Origin of the sequence: Bacillus sp. TH30 (assembly GCF_016650875.1) — a bacterium.
Classification (GTDB): domain Bacteria; phylum Bacillota; class Bacilli; order Bacillales; family Bacillaceae_G; genus Bacillus_A; species Bacillus_A mycoides.
The window spans coordinates 2,108,202-2,126,169 of sequence record NZ_JAEKEY010000002.1; the positions used below are offsets into that span (position 1 = coordinate 2,108,202).

General features: G+C 35.6%; 12 protein-coding genes and 3 riboswitches. Of the genes, 2 read left to right on the top strand and 10 right to left on the bottom strand.

Annotated features, from left to right (window positions below; all coding sequences use genetic code 11):
• Nucleotides 1-49: 49 nt before the first annotated feature.
• From JFU20_RS13010 to JFU20_RS13035, 6 genes are all read right to left on the bottom strand, one after another.
• Nucleotides 50-799, bottom strand: a complete 750-nt coding sequence (locus JFU20_RS13010) for an ABC transporter ATP-binding protein (protein WP_002139487.1) — start codon at nt 797-799, stop codon at nt 50-52.
• On the bottom strand, nt 796-1,794 hold the full coding sequence (locus JFU20_RS13015) for an ABC transporter substrate-binding protein (protein ID WP_002124979.1): 999 nt from the start codon (nt 1,792-1,794) through the stop codon (nt 796-798). The genes JFU20_RS13010 and JFU20_RS13015 overlap by 4 nt, the downstream gene beginning before the upstream one ends.
• Nucleotides 1,791-2,564 carry an ABC transporter permease gene (locus tag JFU20_RS13020; RefSeq protein WP_002091231.1) on the bottom strand — a complete coding sequence of 258 codons (774 nt, stop codon included), beginning with the start codon at nt 2,562-2,564 and terminating at the stop codon, nt 1,791-1,793. The genes JFU20_RS13015 and JFU20_RS13020 overlap by 4 nt, the downstream gene beginning before the upstream one ends.
• Nucleotides 2,536-2,856, bottom strand: coding sequence for an MTH1187 family thiamine-binding protein (locus JFU20_RS13025; RefSeq protein ID WP_000082898.1), 321 nt, complete (start codon nt 2,854-2,856; stop codon nt 2,536-2,538). The genes JFU20_RS13020 and JFU20_RS13025 overlap by 29 nt, the downstream gene beginning before the upstream one ends.
• 101 nt (nt 2,857-2,957) lie before the next feature.
• A riboswitch (TPP riboswitch) is annotated at nt 2,958-3,059 on the bottom strand.
• Nucleotides 3,060-3,110: 51 nt separating this feature from the next.
• Nucleotides 3,111-6,683, bottom strand: coding sequence for a non-ribosomal peptide synthetase family protein (locus JFU20_RS13030; RefSeq protein WP_207198958.1), 3,573 nt, complete (start codon nt 6,681-6,683; stop codon nt 3,111-3,113).
• A 163-nt stretch (nt 6,684-6,846) separates the two neighbouring features.
• Nucleotides 6,847-8,586, bottom strand: a complete 1,740-nt coding sequence (locus tag JFU20_RS13035) for a methyl-accepting chemotaxis protein (protein WP_201038679.1) — start codon at nt 8,584-8,586, stop codon at nt 6,847-6,849.
• A gap of 140 nt (nt 8,587-8,726) precedes the next feature.
• A riboswitch (cyclic di-GMP riboswitch) is annotated at nt 8,727-8,811 on the bottom strand.
• Nucleotides 8,812-9,093: 282 nt separating this feature from the next.
• Between JFU20_RS13035 and JFU20_RS13040 the strand changes: the two genes are divergently transcribed.
• Nucleotides 9,094-10,407: an anaerobic C4-dicarboxylate transporter family protein gene (locus JFU20_RS13040; protein ID WP_002029556.1), complete on the top strand. Its 1,314-nt coding sequence runs from the start codon at nt 9,094-9,096 to the stop codon at nt 10,405-10,407.
• Between the two features lie 178 nt (nt 10,408-10,585).
• On the opposite strand, the gene JFU20_RS13045 is transcribed toward JFU20_RS13040, so the two are convergent.
• From JFU20_RS13045 to thiM, 3 genes are read right to left on the bottom strand one after another with little or no spacing between them, the layout of a single operon-like run.
• Nucleotides 10,586-10,744 (bottom strand): hypothetical protein, encoded by a 159-nt coding sequence (locus JFU20_RS13045; protein WP_002091237.1) that lies wholly within the window; start codon nt 10,742-10,744, stop codon nt 10,586-10,588.
• Nucleotides 10,745-10,753: 9 nt separating this feature from the next.
• A complete protein-coding gene (gene thiE / locus JFU20_RS13050) occupies nt 10,754-11,413 on the bottom strand; it encodes a thiamine phosphate synthase (protein ID WP_201038680.1) in 660 nt (219 codons plus the stop codon).
• 13 nt (nt 11,414-11,426) lie between these two features.
• Entirely contained in the window at nt 11,427-12,236 is an 810-nt protein-coding gene (gene thiM, locus JFU20_RS13055; protein ID WP_002016683.1) for a hydroxyethylthiazole kinase, read from the bottom strand.
• 72 nt (nt 12,237-12,308) lie between these two features.
• A riboswitch (TPP riboswitch) is annotated at nt 12,309-12,418 on the bottom strand.
• Between the two features lie 228 nt (nt 12,419-12,646).
• Between thiM and topB the strand changes: the two genes are divergently transcribed.
• A complete protein-coding gene (gene topB, locus JFU20_RS13060) occupies nt 12,647-14,836 on the top strand; it encodes a DNA topoisomerase III (RefSeq protein ID WP_002140241.1) in 2,190 nt (729 codons plus the stop codon).
• Between the two features lie 39 nt (nt 14,837-14,875).
• Here the strand turns inward: topB and JFU20_RS13065 are convergent, their stop codons facing one another.
• Nucleotides 14,876-17,737, bottom strand: a complete 2,862-nt coding sequence (locus JFU20_RS13065; protein ID WP_002167018.1) for a YhgE/Pip domain-containing protein — start codon at nt 17,735-17,737, stop codon at nt 14,876-14,878.
• Nucleotides 17,738-17,968: the final 231 nt, after the last annotated feature.

Here is a 17,968-nt window from a genome sequence, read left to right on the forward strand (position 1 = left end):
AAAAGCCTCTTAACAGCAATTATACAAAAAACTGTTAAAAGACTTTTTTCTATTTTTTCATGTAAGGAGCCAATACTCTTAAAATTTCTTCCTTATCCTTCTTTAACTCAAGAGATGTTAACATATCCATCGTTCGCGGCCTAGGTAATTCCACTTGGACCTCGCCAACTATTGATGCTGGTCTTTGAGATAAAATAAATACGCGATCAGAAAGTAAAATTGCCTCATCTAAGTCATGTGTAACCATAACAATTGTTTGCTTTTCTTGATGCCAAGAATTTAAAAGCCAACTGTGTACTTCCATTTTTGTAAATGCATCTAATTTTCCAAAAGGCTCATCCAGCAGCATAATTGGCTTTTCACATAAATATGTGCGAAGGAAACTAATTCTTTGACGCATTCCACCTGATAACTCATCTGGATAATGGTCCGCATATTCATCTAGCTCAAACTGCTTTAATGCTTCCATTCCTTCTGTCAGCCTTTGTTTTTTAGGCTTTCCTTCAATTTCCAATGGAAGAACGATATTTTGCAAAGCTGATCGCCAAGGTAGTAATAAATCTTGTTGCGGCATATAACTAACAACATCTTGTTTTTTTACATACTCTTCGTTATAAAACACTTCTCCGCTCGTTGGCTCTTCAACACTTGCAATCATATTTAATAATGTACTTTTTCCACAACCACTCGGACCTACAAAAGAGACAAACTCTCCCTCTTGTATAGAAGCACTAATATTTGCTAATACATTCTTTCCATCGAAAGCTTTTACAATATCTTTTATTTGTAATCCACTCATTTTTCACTTGGAAGGAATTCATTTGTAAAGGCATCTTTTACATCGATTTTCTTTTTAATAACTTTGTTGTCATATAAGAAATTCATGTAATTCGTCCAAATCTCTTCCTTCTGTACTCCCCACGCTTTTGCATCATCTTGATACTTTGTACTTAACCACTTTTGGCTTTCTTGTACTAATTCTTTATTCACATCTGGAACAGCTTTAATTAAAATATCCGCAGCTTCTTTCGGTTCTTTAATTGCAAAATCATAACCTTCTGTCGTTGCCGTCATAAATTTTTTCACAAAATCTTTATCTTGCTTCGTATGTTTTTCACTTGTAATAATAACAGGACTATAGAAATCAAGCGCTGGATCTAAGTCTTTTACCATAATTGTATTTAACTCTTTTCCTTGACGCTTCGCTTCAATTCCATCCCATCCATAATAAATCCATTCAAAGTCTGCATCACGACCGATTGATTTAAAGAAATCTGTTTGTCCAAGAATAATTTTTTCAACTTTATTAAAATCAGCTTGATGTTTCTCCATAATCGTCTTTAACGTCGCTTCTTCTGCTGGTCCCCCCCAGCCGCCGTAACGTTTACCTTCAAAATCTTTTGGTGACGTCATATTATCTTTTTTTAGAGATGCAAAAGCAGAGGTATTATGCTGAATAATTGCACCAACAGAAACAACTGGGATTCCTTCAACACGAGCTAATGTTACATTTTCTTGTGCGCTTATTGCAAAATCAGCTTTTCCTGAAGCAATCATCTGCTCTGCCGTTACATTATCACCAGGCTGGATAATTTCTACATCAAGTCCTTGCTTTTTGTAATAATCTTTCGTTTGCGCTACATATAAGCCAGTATGATTCGTATTTGGAAACCAATCTAAAACGACTTTTACTTTTTTATCTTTACTTGAACTTTCTTCTTTCTTCGCCGGATTACATCCGGCAACAGTTACTGCTAATAATGCAGCTAACATAATTTTTAAACCTTTTTTCATTTTCTGCCGCCCTTTCTGTATATCCATGGTGCTGTTATTCTTGCCATAAATTCAACAATAAAGTACAGACATAATGTCACCATGACGATAATCGCTGCAACACCAAATACTCGAGCCGTTAAAAAGGATTTTGTTGCTCTTGTAAGCATAACTCCTAATCCTTCACTGGCACCAAGCCATTCCCCAATAATCGCCCCCATCACACTATATGTAACAGCAATTTTTAAACCTGAGAAAAAGTATGGGAGTACTGCTGGAAACTTTACTTTCTGGTAAACTTGCCATTTCGTTGCCTTCATTGTTTGTAACAGTTTCAGCATATTTTTATCTACCGTTTGGAAACCTTCTAAAATGCTAAGCGCAATTGGGAAGAAACAAACAAGAATAACAACCATTACTTTTGGCAACATTCCGTATCCAAACCAAATAATAAATAATGGTGCGAGCACAACGATTGGAATTGTTTGCGAAATAACGAGCAATGGATTCATTAAAATCCGAAATAAAGGGATGACATCCATAATGATAGCAATGCTCGTCCCAAGTAAAATTGCAAAAAACAACCCAATTATTACTTCCTGTAACGTTTGCACTGTATTCGGTAATAGTAAATCTTTCATTCCAATTAACTCTTGCACAATTGCAGACGGCTTCGGTAAAATCCACGGCTCAATTTTAAATAATGAAACAGATCCTTCCCATATAGCAATGAGAAGGATAAGCCAAATTGTTGTGATTATTTTAGATCGCTTCTGGTTTTGCATATTCATCACGGTACTTCCAAACTTTTTCGTCAATCGTTACGCCTGTACTTGGACGATAGTGAATTTTAATAGAAGTGATTACTTCTTCTGCTCCAGCATCGACGCAAGCTTGTTGCGCGCGTTTAATGACGTCAAGAAGTACATCTAATTCTCCTTCCAACGTTGTTTCCATTGCCCCTACTTCATAACGAACTCCCGACTGTTGTACAACTTCAATTGCTTTATCAACAACGGAATACACATCTTTGTTCTTCGCTTGTGGTACTACTGAAAATGAAATTGTAACTTGTTGTGACATAATAAAATCCCCCTTACAAAATATGGTTTCAAAAAAAGAAAAGGCTTTCCTACCATGTAGGAAAGCCTTGTATACAAGTTATTCTATAATAACTTATGCTACATCACTTTAAAGTAACTCCCTACGCTGGCATTATCCAGATCAGGTTGAGGGTCGATGTATACTTACATCCTCTCAGCCAATTGGCTCCCCGGTTCTTAATTCGTTTTCATTGTAGCATGATTTATTTTATTGAACAAACAAAAGCGTACATATCATTTCATTATTTTTGGAAAATATCCAACTTCTTCACCATGAGCTAATAATTGCTGAATAAATTCTTTATTAATCGCTGGCACTACCAGTTCTTTTTTCTTAATCCATTCATTCGTTCTACGAGTACCCATTACAATTTCAGATTGCTGTGCTCCATCTCCTGCAACTTGAGAAGCAATTAGCTCTGCTATTACTTCATTTCCCTTCGCTAATTCAAGCCCGGTATTTACATATTCCGAAAGTGGAACCATTTCAAGGTTGTATCCACATCCCTCAATTAGCTTTATAAAATGTTCAAATTCAATTTGATATGGGTGACAGATGTGTAACATTTCTCCAGCTATTTGTGAATCTTGTACATATGTTACAATCGATTTACTAGCAAAATCAATTGGTGTAAAATCAATTTTCCACTTTACATTCGGAGCTTGTCCAATAAGTAACATCGCTTTAATCAGACGATAAAATGCATTTCCTTCAATATTTTGTTGGAACCTTCCTGTTTTTGAATGACAAGCTAAGTTACCCGCACGATAAATATTTCCTCGTACACCATCTTTTATCGCTTCACGAACAAGGTTTTCTGCCTGTAGTTTACTATTAGAATACACATTCTCCAACACCACATCGTAGTTAAAATCACCTGTTTTTTCATATATATCCCATTGATCCATCGCTAATTCTATCGGAATACCAATTGTTGAAACAAAGTGGAATGTCGCTCCTTCTTCAGTTAACGCTAGCATACGACCCGTTCCTTGCACATTCACATTTTCAAACTGAGCCACATCTCCAAAATGTCTTACATCTGCACCACAATGAATTACAGTATCAACCTTGGAACGAATGACTTTAAATTCTTCCTCACTCATACCAAGATTCTCTGCCCCAAGATCACCAGGTACTGCTGTTATACGTTGTAGCCATTCTTTTTTTATATTTTTAAAGTAATTTGTTAATGTATTAACAATTCTTTGTTGTATATCTTGCGTTGGTCTTACTAAGCAATAAATATGTGCTGTTGTATCTTTTAGTAATTCATACAATATGTGAGAACCTAAATAACCAGTAGCTCCTGTTAAAAAGATATTTGAAACTTTACCGCTTTTCACTTCTTTTATATGTGAAATTGTTGCTGGCTCATGAATTACTTTATATTCACGGAATACGTCTTCTTCCTCTACTTTTAATTCCCTTTGAATTTGCGATAACCTATATATTGTGCGTTCCTGGAAAAAGTCTTGAATTGTTAAATGCGGGAAATCCTCTTTCAACAGAGTTAAAACTCGTAATACCTTTAACGAATGCCCACCAACTGTAAAGAAGTCGTCATGGACACTAACTTTTGAGACACCTAATACATCAATCCAAGCTTTTGCTATTTTTTCTTCCGCTTCAGTAGATGGTGCGATATATTCTTGTGAACGAACTGGCTCATACTCTTCTTCCAGTTGTGCTAATCGCTTCACATCAACCTTTTTATTTGGTGTAAGTGGCAATTCATTAATATAAATTAACTTAGATGGCACCATATAATCTGGTAATTGTTCTCTTAAATCGTGTATTAAGGTTTCCATGGCAACTTCATTAACAGTTGTATAGAAAGCAACTAAATAATGACTACCTTCTTCACTTTTCTTCGTAAATACAACGGCATCTTTTATCATTTCATATTTTGCAATTGTATTTTGGATTTCACCTAGTTCAATTCGGTGCCCTCTAATTTTCACTTGATTGTCTTTACGGTGTAGAAATTCAATATTTCCATCTTCCAATATTTTAACAACATCACCTGTTTTATATATCCTACTATCGTAATTTAAGAGGTGTGGAATAAACACTTCTTCTGTTTTCTCTGGCTTATTAAAGTAACCTTTCGCGATACCTACTGATTCTATATATAATTCTCCTGGAATACCAATTGGACAAACTTTCATATTGTCATTTAATATCCAAACTTTATAATTATCCGCTGGCTTCCCAATTGGAATACTAGCAAATTTATCATTTAACTCCGCTGGAATTGGATAAGTAGTTGTTGTAATTGTACATTCCGTCGGACCATATGCATTATTCAATTGAACATGAGTACCAATTCTCTGTCGCCATAATTTCACTACTTCAGCAGTAAGCATTTCTCCACCAACTGCAATTCTCTTTAATGAATCCAACTTATATTTACTTTCATCTGGAAGGTATGTTGCTACTTGTTGTAAGAAAATTGTAGCTAATCCTAAAATAGATGTTGCCTTTTCTTTATAAATTGCATTTGCAAAAGCATCGACTGAAAGTCTTTGCTCATCTAATAAAACATATACATTTCCACCACAAAATAATGAAGCAAATAACTCCCAAATAGACGCATCGAAACTAAATGATGGGAACTGTGCAAAAATATCTTCTTCAGTTAATTCATAATGTCTTTGCATCCATGTACATAAATTAACTACCCCGCGGTGCGCAAGCATTGTTCCTTTCGGGTTTCCTGTAGAACCTGATGTGTAGATCATATATGCAATATCATCAAGATGAATTGACAATTTCACATCTGCATCTGAAAATTGTTCAATATCATAAAGAGACAACTCGCGAATGCCTTCATACGGAATTTTTGTTTCTTTTGTTAGCACTAATTTCGATTGGCTATCCTCAATAATATACTGCACCCGATTGGCAGGATAATCTGGATCGATTGGAATATACGCAGCGCCTGCTTTTAAAACCGCTAATAAACTTACTACCGTATCAATACTTCGTTTCATGAAGATACCAACATAATCACCTTGCTTCACTCCATTATGTAATAACATATGAGCGATTTGATTACTCCTTTTATTTAGTTGTTCATATGTTAATGTTCCTTCTACTGAAGACAAGGCTATACGATTTGAAAACTTTGTTACTGTTTCATAAAACATATCGGAAATACTCTTATTCGGATATGGTACTTCTGTATGATTGATCTCTTTATATATTGCTAACTCTTCTTCTGGAATAATATCCATAGATACAATACATTGCTTCTCGTTTGTAATTCCTTGATGTAATACATACTCAATTTGCTCTATATAACGAGTCGCTGTTTTTTCTTCCAATTGCATTTTATTATAAGAAACCTCAAAGTAATTATTCTTTAATTCAATAAAGTTCAACTGACTATTTCTATTCTCTTTTCCTACTGTAACTGCAGGTTTCCCCCATTTTCCCTCATCATATTGTAATAATACCTTTTGTACTTCTTCCATGTTTTCTAACTGCACAATTTGATTATTAATTTCTACTTTTAGCTCTTCATAAGAAAGTTCCTCTGAAATCGTAATACATAACGGATAACTACTCTGTTCCATATAATGAGGAATCACTATACATTTTTCATTACTAACATGATGCAACCATACAAAAGTAGCGACTATTATATCTAACTTACTATGTTCGATCGCTTGTATATCCTCAATTTTCATCTGCTTATATTCGTTTACTTGAAAATCCTTCGGTATCATAAGTGGTTCATAATTTTGTTGCAAAAATTGTTCATATCTCTCCACATATGAACGTTTTAAGAAAATACTCATACTGAATCCTCTCGCTCTCCATAAAATAAAGTAAAACTTTAATCAGTAGGGGTGTCCATCCCCCACTGATTAAAGTTTCACTTCTAACATCCTTAAATTTAGATATTAGACTATTGATTAAAGAAAGAAAGGTGCAGATTATATCTACACCTTATATTTTTTATTAACTTTTAAATTCTCCAATCAACTCTTGTAACTCCTGTGAAAGCCAACTTAAAGAAGTAGCTAATTCTGCAATATCTTGTACTGATATTTCTTGCTCCTTCATACTTTCTTCAACATTACTACTGCTATTCGCATAAGTATTCGCGATATGTGATAATTCATTTACGACTTGAACGATATTCTGGCTATTTTGTAAAATATCACCTGAGTTGCTAGAAACAGCCCTAACTTGATCTGTAACAGACTGTGCTGACTTTGAAATTTTCTCGAAGAACGCACCACTACTTTGAACAAGAGTAATTCCAGATTCTACTTCTTTTGAACCTTTCTGCATTGAAACTACAGCCTCTTCTGTTTCAGTCTGCGTTTCACTAATTAATTTCGCTATATCTTTCGCTGACGTTTCAGTTTGTTCTGCTAATTTGCGCACTTCATCAGCAACAACTGCAAACCCTCTTCCAGCTGCTCCAGCACGTGAAGCTTCAATAGAAGCGTTTAAGGCTAATAAATTTGTTTGATTTGAAATACCTGTAATTACAGTTACAATATCACTAATTTCTTTTGACCTTGTTTCTAACGAATAGATGATAGAAGATAAATCTTGTACTGCATTTTGGATTAAACTCATTTGATTAATGATTTGTCCAATGACTTCATTACCTTCAATTGAATGTTGCTCCATACCTTCTGAAGCAACTGCAACTTGTTTCGCAGCCCCAGTTATCTCTTCTACCTTATCTTCCATTCCATGTACAATTCCTAGGCATTGTTGTACTGAAGTTTCTTGAGATTGCGCTCCTACTCTTAAACCTTCAATAGAACTTGCAATCTCTTGAACTGCCATACTGTTTTCCTCTGTACTTGCCGACAATTCTTGTGAAGAAGAAGAAACTTGCTCAGCAGTCTGTCTTACTTTATCTATAATCCCTTTAAATTTATCAATCGTATTATTGAAATACACATTAATAATTCCAATATCATCAGGTCTTTCTTTTAATTTAATACTTAAATCACCTTCACCAATCTTACGTAATCCCTCTCGTAAATCTTTTAATGGAGCTAACGAGTGACGTACGATAAAGAATTGAGTAATAGTTGCCATTGCTAATGAAATAATAATAAAGAGTATACCCTGTATCACAAAATTCTTCTTTGTACTAGGAACGATAGAAGCATCTAAGTCAGCCGCAACAATTGCAACAATATTATTTTCTCCATCTGTAATTGGCTCTAATATTGTCACCCACGAACCTAATTCATCTTCATATACTTCTGTCATCTGAGCCTTTTTCGTATCCATCACTTTATCGTATGCATTCATCCAATGAGCGGGTTGTTCATAATAATCTCCCGGCTTTACAGGGACTGCATTTGTTAACTCTGTAGTCAAACCAACGAGTTGTAACTCTCGCTTTTCATTCGCTTTTGCTCCTGTAACATACGTTTGTCCAACACTTTTCAATTCTTTTGACACTTCATCTAATTGCCCTGTTAACTTTTCTTTTTTCACTCTTTCGGCTGTAGGATCTTTCGTCATGTCTCTAACTAATTCTACATCCAGTTTTTTTAGCACTATCTCTCCCGTTTCAATAGACTGTCTTTCAAATAAAGACATCATACTATTTTGAAACATGTTGAAGCTTAATGCACCCATACTTCCAACAAGCGTCAAAATAACTAAGACAGTTAATAAGACGTTCTTTTGAAGAAATGATAACTTATGCCAATACTTTTTCACTAATATTCACCTTCCTTAATTATCAAAATTAAAAACAAAAAAACAAAATATACGAATATTTTGTTTAGAAATGATTCTCAATATGTTCGAGAATAAAAAAAGACCAATGTAAAAGCATTGGCCAAGACCAACCCTATCCGTCCGGTAACTGGCTAGCATAGCCTTTCGACCTTAGCTCCTGTAGTTTTGCGTCCTCATGTTTCCATAAGTTTGCCTTTCTCGCTGAACGAGTTGAACGATATGGGAGTTCTATGAGAATTACAATATTCTCTTTCAAAGATTACAACATAAAAATTAAAATGTCCACCCATTTGTACATATAAATATAAAGTTTTAACGGATTATTTTTTCGAAATAATTTAACAAAGTACGTGAATGTTACATTTCTTGTGTTATATAATAAAAAATGTATATAAAATAAGGATTATCACGGATATTTATTTAATTTTCATTCAAATTAAATTATTCGAATATATCTTAACTTACGAATTTCGGAGGTAGTTTATCATGTTTTGGCTACAATTTCTTACGTTACTACTCTGCATTTTTATTGGCGCACGCCTAGGCGGAGTTGGTCTAGGAGTAATGGGTGGCGTTGGTATGGCAATACTTGTTTTCGTCTTCCACTTACAACCTACAGCCCCTCCTATTGATGTAATGCTTATGATTTTAGCAGTAATTACAGCTGCCGGTGCTTTGCAAGCTGCTGGAGGAATGGATTACCTTGTCTACCTTGCTGAGAAAGCATTACGAAAAAATCCAAAGCGTATTACATTTTTTGCTCCTATTGTTACTTATTTATTCACGCTATGCGCGGGAACTGGTCATGTCGCTTATTCTGTACTTCCCGTTATCGCCGAAGTATCTCGCGAATCAGGAATTAGACCTGAACGACCAATGTCAATTGCCGTTATCGCTTCCCAGCAGGCAATTACAGCTAGTCCAATATCGGCTGCAACAGTTGCACTTTTAGCAATGTTAGCCGACTATAAAATCACCTTGTTAGATATTTTAAAAGTCAGTATCCCTTCTACTTTTATTGCTTGTATGGTAGCTGCATTCGTTGCTAGTAAAATGGGAAAAGAATTAAATGAAGACCCTGAATACTTGAAGCGATTAAAAGAGGGAATGATCCCTAAACTTGAAGAGAAAAAAGAATTTGCGGGTGTAAAAGGCGCTAAATTATCAGTTATCCTTTTCCTAGTAGGAACTTTCCTTGTCGTACTTCTTGGTTCATTTGAAGCCCTTCGTCCGGGATGGATGGTTGACGGGAAGTTAGCTCGTCTTTCCATGCCAAACACAATTGAAATGGTCATGTTAACCATTGCTGCTCTTATTATTATTTTCTGTAAACCAAATGTGGAAAGCATTGTAACTGGTAACGTCTTTAAAGCAGGCGCAACAGCAGTTGTTGCTATTTTTGGTATCGCTTGGATGGGAGATACTTTCTTCAACGGAAACTTAAATATAATTCAAGGATCAATTCAACACTTAGTGACAAGTGCACCATGGCTATTTGCTATTGCACTATTCATTCTATCTATTTTACTGTATAGCCAAGCAGCAACAGTTCGTGCTTTAGTGCCACTCGGACTATCACTTGGTATTCCGCCGGCATTACTTATTGCGATGTTCCCTGCAGTAAATGGATATTTCTTCATTCCAAACTACGGGACAATCGTTGCTGCAATTAACTTTGACCGTACTGGTACAACAGGAATTGGTAAATATGTTTTAAATCATAGCTTTATGATTCCGGGCCTGATCGCAACCTTTACTTCTATCGGAATTGGAATGCTCTTAATTTCAATTATGTTTTAAATAAAGTGAAACTTTAATCAGTGGGGGGTTTTGTTCATCCCCCACTGATTATTAGCCCGCACCAATCGGGCTTTTACGGGCAGTTGATCTCCCACCTAACCTCTTTGCTAAAGCCGAATTTTGAGGTGGGAGTTTTACTGCCCGGCGAATAGCGGGATAAAAGCACAAACCTACAATTTTAAAGGGTTTGTGCTTTTTTAATCAAACGTTTGTTTAAATAAATTGAAACTTTAATCAGTGGGTTTTGTTCATCCCCCCACTGATTATTAGCCCGCACCAATCGGGCTTTTACCGGCGTAAGACTCCCGCAAATAGCAGGATAAACGAAACAACTCATTTTGCGACTCTACAAACTCTTATTTACTTCCTCAACTAATTTCTTCGTACTTTCATATGCAGATTCCGCTAAGCTAATCGCTGAAATAACTGAAACACCATCCGCACCCGCTTCTATAACAGAAGCTGTATTTTCAATTGTAATCCCACCAATCCCAACGATCGGTATTGTAATCTCTTGTTCCCTAAAATACTTTAGACCTTTCGTTCCTTGAACCGCTTTTGTATCTTTTTTCGTACTCGTCGGGAAAATTGGACCAACGCCTAAATAGTCGGCTCCATTTTCAATCGCCCAGCGTGCTTCTTCAATTGTATGTGTAGATACTCCAATAATTTTATCTCCCATTTTTTTACGAACAGATGTAATTCCTTCATCATCTTGTCCAACATGCACGCCATCTGCATCTAACTCGAGGGCTAGTTCCACATCATCGTTTACGAGGAATGGTACACCGTACTCCTTGCAAAGTGCTTGTAGTTCTTTCGCAAAATCAATACGTTTCTCTCCCGTTAAAGCCCCTTCTCCCTTTTCACGAAATTGAAAAATTGTTATACCACCTTCTAGTGCATCTCTCAATACTTGTAGTGGCTCCTTCGTACAATTGTTACTTCCCATAATAAAATATACTGGTAATAACCTAGACATTTCATCCATTGTAATACACGACATCGAGTTCTCCTCCTTACTGTATAACCTCAATCTTTCCATACTTCTCAATATCATCTGAAGTTGTATTCGCTAACTGATTTAAAAATTCAATTTGAAAGCTTCCTGGTCCACTCTCTACTGTTTTCGAAGCCGCTATTTCTGCTGCTACTCCATAGAATGTTAATGCGGCTACTGCTGCCTTTACATAATCCTTTTCTACCGCTACAAATGCTCCTATTACAGAAGTTAGTAAACAACCTGTTCCAGTAACTTTCGTTAAAATAGGATGTCCATTTCGAATAAGAATAGTTCGCTCTCCATCTGTAACAACATCTTCTTGTCCAGTAATTACCGCAACTGTATTTAATTCATCTGCTGCCTGTTTTGCAATATTTACAACATTACCGTTGCCAGTACCAGCGTCTACACCTTTAATTTCCCATTTCTCATTAATAACGTTCGCTATTTCAGCTGCATTTCCGCGGATAACAGCTAAATCGATTTCAGCTGGAATATATCTCGCAACTTCTGTTCGATAAGAAGTTGCTCCTGCCCCAACTGGATCAAACAATACTGGTACACCATTTGTATTTGCCGATTTACCAGCAAGTAACATCGCTTCTACCTCTTCAGGACGAAGTGTACCCATATTTAAAACAAGAGCTCCCGCAATGCTAGCCATTTCTGCTACTTCTTCTTTTGCATACGCCATTACAGGTGATGCTCCTAATGCTAACAAACCGTTTGCTGTAAAATTTGTTACAACAACATTTGTAATATTATGCACGAGTGGATTAGACCCTCTCACCAATTCCACTATTTTACTAATTTCTTGTACATTCATTCTATTCATCTCCTAACTTTAATGATGGGAGATACACAAAAAGGCACTTTGCGCGTACGCAAAGTGCCTGAACATGTGCTTTTACACTCTCCCTACGCTGGCATTATCCAACAGGTTCAAATGGTCAATGACGGATTAGTCATACTCTCAGTTTGCATCCACAAACTCCCATGTGTTTATTATTCATCTACTTCAAAGTCTACTCTTATTCTAGTAAAATAACAAGTTCTTTACTTTTATAAAATGATAGAGATCATAACTCTCCTGGTTCAACCATTCTTCGCCTTTATATAAGTAAAACTCTCACACGTATATTTCACCACAAATAACTCAAACCGTCCGCAAGACTGAATAGAACAAAGATGTATGCTATATTTAACGTATGGAAATTTGAAAGGATGTTTTTAAATATGGCAAAAAGTATTGTAATTGCTGAAAAACCTTCTGTTGCACGTGATATCGCACGTGTACTGAAATGTGATAAAAAAGGGAACGGCTATCTTGAAGGTAGTAAATATATTGTTACTTGGGCTTTAGGTCATCTCGTTACATTAGCTGATCCAGAAAGCTATGATGTGAAATATAAACAGTGGAATTTAGAAGATTTACCAATGCTACCGGAGCGTTTAAAACTAACCGTTATTAAACAAACAGGGAAACAGTTTAACGCTGTAAAAAGTCAGCTTCTTAGAAAAGATGTAAATGAAATCATTATAGCTACTGACGCCGGTCGTGAGGGAGAGTTGGTCGCACGCTGGATTATCGATAAAGTTAAAATGCAGAAACCGATTAAACGTCTATGGATTTCATCTGTTACCGATAAAGCAATTAAAGATGGCTTCGCAAATTTAAAACCAGGAAAAGCATATGACAATCTATACGCTTCAGCTGTCGCACGTTCAGAGGCTGACTGGTATATCGGACTTAATGCGACTCGAGCATTAACTACTCGCTTTAATGCCCAACTAAATTGTGGTCGTGTTCAAACACCTACTGTAGCCATGATTGCAAGCCGTGAAGATGAAATCAAACATTTCAAAGCTCAAACTTACTATGGTATCGAAGCTCAAACAGCTGAGAGATTAAAGCTAACTTGGCAAGATACAAAAGGAAATAGCCGTAGCTTTAATAAAGAAAAAACTGATGCAATCGTGAACAAAATTAGTAAACAAAATGCTACTGTTGTAGACATTGATAAAAAACAAAAGAAATCGTTCGCTCCTGGTCTTTACGATTTAACTGAGCTACAACGTGATGCGAATAAAATATTTGGTTACTCTGCGAAAGAAACATTAAACATTATGCAAAAATTATATGAACAGCATAAAGTTTTAACGTACCCTCGTACAGATTCACGCTATATTTCATCTGATATTGTCGGAACACTTCCAGAGCGTCTGAAGGCTTGCGGAGTTGGAGAATACCGTCCTTTAGCACATAAAGTATTGCAGAAACCTGTAAAATCTAATAAATCATTTGTTGATGATAGTAAAGTAAGTGATCATCACGCAATTATTCCAACAGAGAGCTATGTAAACTTCTCAGCTTTCACAGATAAAGAACGTAAAATTTATGACTTAGTTGTAAAACGCTTCTTAGCTGTTTTATTCCCGGCCTTTGAATATGAACAACTAACATTGCGCACGAAAATTGGTGACGAAACGTTCATAGCACGCGGAAAAACAATTTTACATGCTGGTTGGAAAGAGGTTTATGCAAATCGGTTTGAAGATGATGATGCAAGCGATGATGTAAAAGAACAAATCTTACCTCGCATCGAAAAAGGCGATACATTAAACATAAAACTAATTGTCCAAACATCAGGTCAAACGAAAGCACCTGCACGCTTTAATGAAGCAACATTACTTTCAGCAATGGAAAACCCAACAAAATACATGGATACGCAAAACAAACAACTTGCTGACACGTTAAAGTCAACTGGTGGATTAGGTACTGTAGCTACACGAGCTGATATTATCGACAAGTTATTCAATTCGTTCTTGCTTGAAAAACGTGGTAAAGATATTCACATTACTTCAAAAGGCCGTCAGTTACTTGATTTAGTGCCAGAAGAACTGAAATCTCCTACACTAACTGGTGAATGGGAGCAAAAGTTAGAAGCTATCGCTAAAGGAAAATTAAAGAAAGAAGTATTCATTTCAGAAATGAAGAACTATACGAAAGAAATTGTTGCTGAAATTAAATCGAGTGATAAAAAATATAAACATGACAACATTTCAACGAAGTCTTGTCCAGACTGTGGTAAACCGATGTTAGAAGTAAACGGTAAAAAAGGTAAAATGCTTGTATGCCAAGATCGCGAATGTGGTCACCGTAAAAATGTATCCCGCACTACAAATGCACGCTGTCCTCAGTGTAAAAAGAAACTAGAACTTCGTGGTGAAGGAGCGGGCCAAATTTTCGCATGTAAATGTGGCTATCGTGAGAAACTTTCTACATTCCAAGAGAGACGTAAAAAAGAATCCGGCAGCAAAGCTGATAAACGTGACGTCCAAAAATATATGAAACAACAGAACAAAGAGGAAGAACCATTAAACAATCCATTCGCAGAAGCATTAAAGAAATTAAAATTTGATTAAATAAAAAGGTTCCTACCTCTATCGGTAGGAACCTTTTTATTAATGAATGATTTTACTTCCTTTTGCATTCTCAACAAATTTTTCACTTGATTTGTTAATTGGTGTTTTCAGTAATAACGCAGCAACAATCATAACTACTACGAAAACACTTAACACAAGTAAATCTCTAGTTACTATATCCCAAAGCATTCCGCCAACTGTTTCACGAATTGCACTAATTGCATATGTGAATGGTAAGAACGGATAAATCGCTTGGAAGAACGGTGGTGTCATTTGAATTGGGAATGTTCCGCCTGATCCCGCTACTTGCAGTACAAGTAAAATGATCGCCATCGATTTCCCAACGTTTCCGAAAATAGAAACGAGTGAGTATACGATACAAACAAAGACTCCCCCAATAAATAAACTAAATAACACAAACCAGAACTTATCGACTACGTACGTACCGAGTAAGAATATATCTCCCATTGATACGATAAACGCTTGTGAAAGACCTATCGTTAAGAATGTTAATAAACGTCCGAAGTAAACTTCATGGCTCTTATAATTCGCGCCCTCTTCGTGTACTTCTACCGTTAATAATGAAACCATTAATAATGCGCCTACCCATAATGCAAGCACTGTATAGAATGGTGACATTGCTGAACCGTAGTTCGGCATTGCAAATAATTTATTCTCTTTTAAATTTACTGGATTTGCAAAGTAGTCACTTTGCTTTTCAACATCATTCTTTAATAAGCGTATGATGTCTTTTATATCCTCTTCAGATTCAAAATCACGAATTTTATCTGCTAATTCTTTAATCTTTTTCTCAGTCTCCGGCATTTCAGCTTTAATGTCTGCTAATTTCTTTCTACCGTCTACTAAGCCTTTGGATGAATCTTCTAGTAATTTTTTAACATCTGGAAGCTTTTTGTCTGCATCATTTAAAATTTGAGTTGTATTTTTCGACATCTCTTTTGTACGAGCAATTGCTGTATTAAAGTTCGGAACAATTTCTGAATCATACGTGGACAATACATCTGCTAATTGAGCTGCTCCACCTTTTGCTGCATTGTTAATACTTTCAATTACATCTTTTGTAGGTTTCTGGCCATTGTTAAGAAGTGTAATCCCCTTATTCGTTGCCTCTACACCTTTTTGCAAACTGCTTTTCGCTTTATTTAATTTTGCAATTCCATTATTAAGGTTTTTATCACTATTTACATCCGCTAAAACCTTATTTGTGCTTTCTAGAACTGGAATCATATCATCAATTAAACCGATTCCAGATTGGAATTGACCATTTAAACTATTTAAAGCTACTTTCGTTGAATCTAAATCGTTAATACCTCTATTTTTTACATCTTCTTTCGCCTTTTGTAAATCAGCTTTTGCACCTTCAATGCCATTTTTTACTTTATCGTAATCTGCTTTTGCATTATCATATGCTGCATTTGCATCAGCTTTAGCTTGATCTACTGTGCTAACTGCTTTTTTATAATCTGCTACAAATGTTTCATTATAATCTTTTTCAGCTTGATCAATTAACGCATTTGCTGCATCTAATTTTTGATTAGCTACATCTGTTACATCTTTCTTTACTTCTTGTCCTGTACCAATAGCATTTACAATATCTTTAATACCGTTATTTGCATTTTCCATACCGCCTTTAAGCTTCGTCAGGCGATCCACTCGTCCTTGGAAAAAGCTTTTACCAAAATCAGTCGTTACTGATTTCTGAAGTTCGGTAAATACATTAATAAGATACGAAATACCCTCTGTACGAGATTGCAATTGATCTGATACCGCATTTAAATCTTTCTTTGCTTGTTCCGGATCAAATTTTCCATTTTGCAATCCATTTACAACACTTTTCCCATAAGCCGTTCCTGCACGGGATGAACTTAAAACATTATTTACTGTTTGATTAATATTTTGCGCTATACTTTTGTAACCATCATTGTTCAACTTAGAAAGATCAGGTCTCGCCGGGAATTCAGGTAATCCATTCATTCCAGAAAAATCAGGGATATTTAAATCTACACCCGGATTCATTAAAAAGTCAGTAAATGCAGCTGCGCTATCCATAACACCTTTGGCTGCTACTAAATCATTTCTTATCGTTCCTGGAGCATTCTTTAATGTTTGATCTTGTCTTGCAAAGAACTTATCTAAATTTGCCAACGCTTCTTGCCCATCATTTATTACACTCTCTACAACAGGTAGATCTTTTTGTGCTACTTTCACGATATCTTCCGCTCGAGTCGCATCATCTAATGCCTTATCCATAAGTGTATTCATTTCTGGGAACTGCGCTTCTAATTTAAATACGAGATCTTTTACTTTCTCGATACTTGGTAAGTTTGTTTCTAAATCGATTCCAAGGTCATTGAAGATTTCAAAAATCTCACCGTTTGCTGTTTTAACAAAGTTTTTACTAACCTCTTCTGTAAGACCCGATGCACCTTTAGCTGTAATTTTCGGTGCAATCGCATTTACTTTTTCATTTACATAGTAATCAAGTTCTGGTTTCTGTGGGTTTTCATTCAAGACTGTTGCAATCTTTTCAGAAAAATCTTTTGGAATAGTAATACTTGCGGAATAATCTCCACGCTCTACTCCATAAATTGCTTGCTTTTCATCGACAAACTTCCATCCGAAATTTTTGTCCTTCTTAAGTGAATCTACAATTTCTTTCCCGATGTTAATATCTTTCCCTCTTAAATTTGATCCAACATCTTGGTTAGAAACTGCAATCTGGATTCCTTTCGTATTTCCGTAAGGATCCCAAGAAGCTTTAATGTTAAACCATGCATATAACGATGGTAAAATCATTAACCCTAAAACAATAACAATTGCAGCCCAATGTTTGGCTACATTCCGTAAATCTGTCTTATAAATACGCCAAATCTGTTTCATATAAGCAATCACCTAATTATATATTTTTCCTTCTTTAGAAAATGATACATACATTTTGCAATTATATCACTTTCTACATCGTGGATTAAACGAAAACATACTATTTTTCCCATTAAATATTTCACTTACTTCATTATATAACGAAATAAAAAAAGTATGCATACAAAATGACCAAATTAGTTTTACATTCAATAATAACAAATATATAGGAAATGTCATAAAAAATACAAG

What these genes read in the sequence shown, in the direction of transcription:
- thiE (WP_201038680.1), bottom strand. Translation starts at nt 11,413, where the DNA reads ATGTCGTGTATTACAATGGATGAAATGTCTAGGTTATTACCAGTATAT.
- JFU20_RS13015 (WP_002124979.1), bottom strand. Translation starts at nt 1,794, where the DNA reads ATGAAAAAAGGTTTAAAAATTATGTTAGCTGCATTATTAGCAGTAACT.
- JFU20_RS13040 (WP_002029556.1), top strand. Translation starts at nt 9,094, where the DNA reads ATGTTTTGGCTACAATTTCTTACGTTACTACTCTGCATTTTTATTGGC.
- JFU20_RS13025 (WP_000082898.1), bottom strand. Translation starts at nt 2,856, where the DNA reads ATGTCACAACAAGTTACAATTTCATTTTCAGTAGTACCACAAGCGAAG.
- JFU20_RS13045 (WP_002091237.1), bottom strand. Translation starts at nt 10,744, where the DNA reads ATGAGTTGTTTCGTTTATCCTGCTATTTGCGGGAGTCTTACGCCGGTA.
- JFU20_RS13065 (WP_002167018.1), bottom strand. Translation starts at nt 17,737, where the DNA reads ATGAAACAGATTTGGCGTATTTATAAGACAGATTTACGGAATGTAGCC.
- topB (WP_002140241.1), top strand. Translation starts at nt 12,647, where the DNA reads ATGGCAAAAAGTATTGTAATTGCTGAAAAACCTTCTGTTGCACGTGAT.
- thiM (WP_002016683.1), bottom strand. Translation starts at nt 12,236, where the DNA reads ATGAATGTACAAGAAATTAGTAAAATAGTGGAATTGGTGAGAGGGTCT.
- JFU20_RS13010 (WP_002139487.1), bottom strand. Translation starts at nt 799, where the DNA reads ATGAGTGGATTACAAATAAAAGATATTGTAAAAGCTTTCGATGGAAAG.
- JFU20_RS13030 (WP_207198958.1), bottom strand. Translation starts at nt 6,683, where the DNA reads ATGAGTATTTTCTTAAAACGTTCATATGTGGAGAGATATGAACAATTT.
- JFU20_RS13020 (WP_002091231.1), bottom strand. Translation starts at nt 2,564, where the DNA reads ATGAATATGCAAAACCAGAAGCGATCTAAAATAATCACAACAATTTGG.